Annotated in this window: 5 protein-coding genes; 3 read left to right on the top strand and 2 right to left on the bottom strand. The window is 68.9% G+C overall.

What is annotated here, in order from left to right:
- Positions 1-1512 (bottom strand): catalase (locus tag VOI19_RS15620; protein WP_323793889.1); only part of this gene is annotated, 1512 nt, incomplete at its 3' end.
- Between the two features lie 234 nt (positions 1513-1746).
- Between VOI19_RS15620 and VOI19_RS15615 the strand changes: the two genes are divergently transcribed.
- Positions 1747-2589, top strand: coding sequence for a 3-keto-5-aminohexanoate cleavage protein (locus tag VOI19_RS15615; RefSeq protein WP_323793888.1), 843 nt, complete (start codon positions 1747-1749; stop codon positions 2587-2589).
- A gap of 15 nt (positions 2590-2604) precedes the next feature.
- Here VOI19_RS15615 and VOI19_RS15610 read toward each other — a convergent pair whose 3' ends face one another.
- Positions 2605-2967 carry a DsrE family protein gene (locus VOI19_RS15610; protein WP_323793887.1) on the bottom strand — a complete coding sequence of 121 codons (363 nt, stop codon included), beginning with the start codon at positions 2965-2967 and terminating at the stop codon, positions 2605-2607.
- Positions 2968-3186: 219 nt separating this feature from the next.
- Here VOI19_RS15610 and VOI19_RS15605 point away from each other — a divergent pair, with 219 nt between their 5' ends.
- Positions 3187-3678, top strand: coding sequence for an FABP family protein (locus tag VOI19_RS15605; RefSeq protein ID WP_323793886.1), 492 nt, complete (start codon positions 3187-3189; stop codon positions 3676-3678).
- A 1-nt stretch (position 3679) separates the two neighbouring features.
- Positions 3680-4071: transcriptional repressor (locus VOI19_RS15600; protein WP_323793885.1), on the top strand; the 392-nt coding region annotated here is incomplete at its 3' end.

Raw genomic sequence — 4071 nt, 5'->3', positions numbered from 1 at the left:
CTTGGCCTGCGCACCCGCCCGCGCCGGGTTGTCCTGCTCGCCGGCCTTCGGGTCTTTCTCGTCCTGCTTGGCGCGCACGCCCTCCTCGACCCGCTTGCCGAGGTCGGCGTCGACGTTGCTCCAGTAGGTGAACGCGCGCTCGAGGATCGGCTCGCTGACCCCGTTGAGCAGGTGGCCGACGATGTTGTCGACCAGGCGCTCGCGCTGCTCGTCGTCCATCACCTCGCGCACGAGGGCGCCGGCCTGGCCCCAGTCGTCGTCCTCGGCGTGGTCGACGTACGCGGCGCGGGTGATCGCCCCGTCGGCTTCCCATCCCGCGGGCTCGCCATACGTGGACGTGTCGGCCGCGGGTCCGCCGTAGGAGTTGGGGGCGTAGACCGGGTCGGAGACGTTCTGCACCCGCATCGCGCCGTCCTTGCTGTAGCTGTTGACCGGGCACTGCGGCGCGTTGACGGGGATCTGGGTGTAGTTGCCACCCAGACGGTGCCGGTGAGCGTCGGCGTAGGCGAAGAGCCGGGCGAGCAGCATCCGGTCGGGGCTCGGTCCGATGCCGGGCACCAGGTTGTTGGGCTGGAAGGCGGCCTGCTCGATCTCGGTGTGGTGGTCGGTGGGGTTGCGGTCGAGGGTGAGCTTGCCGACCTCCTGGAGGGGGTAGTCCTCGTGGGGCCAGACCTTGGTGAGATCGAAGGGGTTGAAGCGGTAGTCCTTGGCGTCCTCGAAGGGCATGATCTGCACCTTCATCGTCCAGGTGGGGAACTCCCCGTCGCGGATGTGCTCGAAGAGGTCGCGGCGGTGGTAGTCGGTGTCGATGGCCGCCATCTGGTCGGCCTCGTCCTGGGTGAAGTTCTCGATGCCCTGGTCGGTCTTGTAGTGGTACTTGACCCAGAACTTCTCGCCCTCGGCGTTGACCCACATGTAGGTGTGCGAGGTGTAGCCGTTCATGTGGCGCCAGGTGCGCGGGATTCCGCGGTCACCCATCAGCCAGGTCACCTGGTGGGCGGACTCGGGGGAGAGGGTCCAGAAGTCCCACTGCATGTCGTGGTCGCGCAGACCGTTGTCGGCGCGACGCTTCTGCGAGCGGATGAAGTGCTGGAATTTCATCGGGTCCTTGACGAAGAAGACCGGCGTGTTGTTGCCGACCATGTCGTAGTTGCCCTCGGTGGTGTACATCTTCAGCGAGAAGCCGCGCGGGTCGCGCCACGTGTCGGGGCTGCCGCTCTCGCCGGCAACGGTGGAGAAGCGGGCGAGGACGTCGGTCTTCGTGCCGGGCGCGAAGACGGCGGCCTTGGTGTAGGCGCTGACGTCGTGGGTCACCTCGAAGTGCCCGAACGCGCCGCTGCCCTTGGCGTGCGGCTGGCGCTCGGGGATCCGCTCGCGGTTGAACTGTGCCATCTGCTCGATCAGGTAGTGGTCCTGCAGCAGGATCGGCCCGCCGGGGCCGACGGTCAGCGAGTGCTCGTCGCTCTCGACCGGGATGCCGGCGTCGGTGGTGGTGGGCTTGGGGTCAGACATGGGTGCGCTCCTGGAGGTGGAGGTCGTGTGGGCTTCAACTATCAACCTCGCACCGATCGACGTCCCGCTCCGTCACCTCTCCGGGTGACTGACTCCGGAGGCTGAGCAGCGAGCGCAGCGAGCGATGACGAAGCCCGGTGAGATGCGCTGCGACCGCCGTTCAACTCGCGGGGCTTCGTCGACGGCTCCTTCGTCGCCTGCTCAGCCTCCGGGTCGATCTGGCACCATCCCTCCATGTCCGTCGCACGCGAGGCCCTGCTGATCACCGTCGCCCCCACCGGGGCCGAGACGACCAAGGCCGACTGCCCTCAGCTCCCGACCACCCTCGCCGAGCTCGTAGCCACCGCGCAGGAGTGCGAGGCGGCCGGCGCCGCGATGGTGCACGTCCACATCCGCGACGACGACCACCGCCCGTCCCTCGACCCCCAGCGTCTTGCCGACACGGTCAGCGCCCTGCACGAGGGCACGGGCCTCGTCGTACAGCTGTCGACCGGTGGCTCGGTGCACGACCCGCTCGACGCTCGGCTCAAGGTTCTCGACGCTGCCCCGGACTCGTGCAGCCTCACGATGGGCACCACCAACTTCGGCGACGACGTGTTCAGCAACCCGTGGCCGTTCATCTGCGACCTCTACCAGCTCAGCCAGGAGCGCGAGGTCGTGCCGGAGTTCGAGCTTTTCGACCTCGGCCACGTCGCCGCCCTGAGCCGGCTGATCAAGACCTACGGCCTGCCCTACGGCGGCAAGGTGCACGTCGACTTCGTGATGGGTGTGCCCGGCGGGATGCCCGGCACCGCCGACGCGCTGGTCGCCGGCGTCGCCGCGCTGCCGCGCGAGACGACCTCGTGGGGTGCCACCGGCATCGGCCGCACCACTCTGCCTGTCGGTCTGGCTGCGTTGAGCAAGGGCGGCCACCTGCGGGTCGGCATGGAGGACGTCCTCACGCTCAGCCGCGGCGTGCCGGTCGAGTCCAACGCCCAGCTCGTCGAGCGTGCGGTCGCAATGGGCGCCATGGCGCAGCGTCGTCCGATGACGCCGTCCGAGGCCCGCGAGCTGCTGGGCTGTCGACCGGCCGCTTGAGTCGCCTGAGCTGCGTCAGTAGACGAGGGCCCGGACGTCGTCCTGCAAGACGAGCTCGGCGAACGCTGCGGCCCCTGCAATCCGGGCACCCTCGATCAGATCGCTGTCGCCGACCCCTCGCCGAGCGGCACATTGCGAGCACACCGAGATCGACCCGACTTCGCGGATGGTCGCGATCAGCTCGACAGCATCGACCGCGCCGTCCAGCCCGAGGTCGGGGATCCGACCCGTCACCCCGAACCAGACCGCCTCACCGGTGAGCCACAGCGACACCGGGGCGCCGAGCGCTACGGCCGACGCCGCCACGGTGAGCGCCTGGTTGGCGCGCTCTGCTGCCTCGGCTCCGCAGGTGAGCTTGACGGCCAGGGTGCGGGTCATGTGGTTGAGCGTACGGCGGCCCGGAGGCTGAGCAGGCGAGGTACGAGCCGTCGACGAAGCCCGGCGAGTCGGGTGATGGCGCCGGCCGTGGTCGCCGGGGCTTCGTCGACGTTCACTCCGTTCGCTGCTCAGCCTCCGGCGCTCACTCCGTTCGCTGCTCAGCCTCCGGCGCTCGGCCGGCGCTGCCCGGACTCCGGGCCGGGCCACTAGGGTGGAGCCGTGTTTCACATCCCCAGCAACCTGCATCCCAACTGCGGCCCCGTGGCCTGGCTCCTCGGCACGTGGGGCGGCAGCGGTCAGGGCGACTACCCCACGATCGAGCCGTACTCCTACCAGCAGGAGATCGTTTTTCAGCAGGACGGGCGCCCCTTCCTGCACTACTTCTCCAAGTCATGGGTCGTCGACGAGAACGGCGAGAAAGTCCGCGACGCCGCCCAGGAGACCGGTTTCCTGAGGTGCCTCGAGGGCGGCAAGATCGAGATGGTTCTCGCTCACAACACCGGCTTCTCCGAGATCTGGTACGGCGTCGCCGAGGCCGGGAAGATGGAGCTCCACACCGCCGGCGTCGGGTTCACCGAGACCGCCAAGGAAGTGACTGCGGGTCACCGCCTCTACGGCAACGTCGAGGGCGACCTGCTCTACGCCTACGACATGGAGGCGATGGGCCAGGGGCTCCAGCCGCACCTGTGGGCCCGGTTGCAGCGTCAGTGACATGACCACCGATTGGCGTGACGAGCTGCGTTCGCGGGGCTTCCGGCTGACGCCGCAGCGCGAGCTGGTGCTCACCGCGGTGCAGGAGCTCGGACACGCCACGCCTGACCAGGTGCACGCGCGGGTGCGCGAGACCTCGGGGGCGGTCAACCTGTCGACCGTCTACCGCACGCTCGAGGTGCTCGAGGAGGTCGGGCTGATCCGTCACGCCCACCTCAGCGACCGCGCTCCGACGTACCACTCGGTGCACGGCCACGAGCACTTCCACCTGGTCTGTCGGAATTGCAAGCGGGTCACCTCGGTTGAGACCGATGTGTTGGGTCCGCTGCGCACGACGCTGGCAACCGAGCACGGTTTCGAGATCGACGAGGGGCACCTGACGGTGTTCGGCAC

Source organism: Nocardioides sp. (assembly GCF_034670285.1).
Lineage (GTDB): Bacteria > Actinomycetota > Actinomycetes > Propionibacteriales > Nocardioidaceae > Nocardioides.
This window is presented reverse-complemented; position numbering and strand designations above follow the sequence as displayed.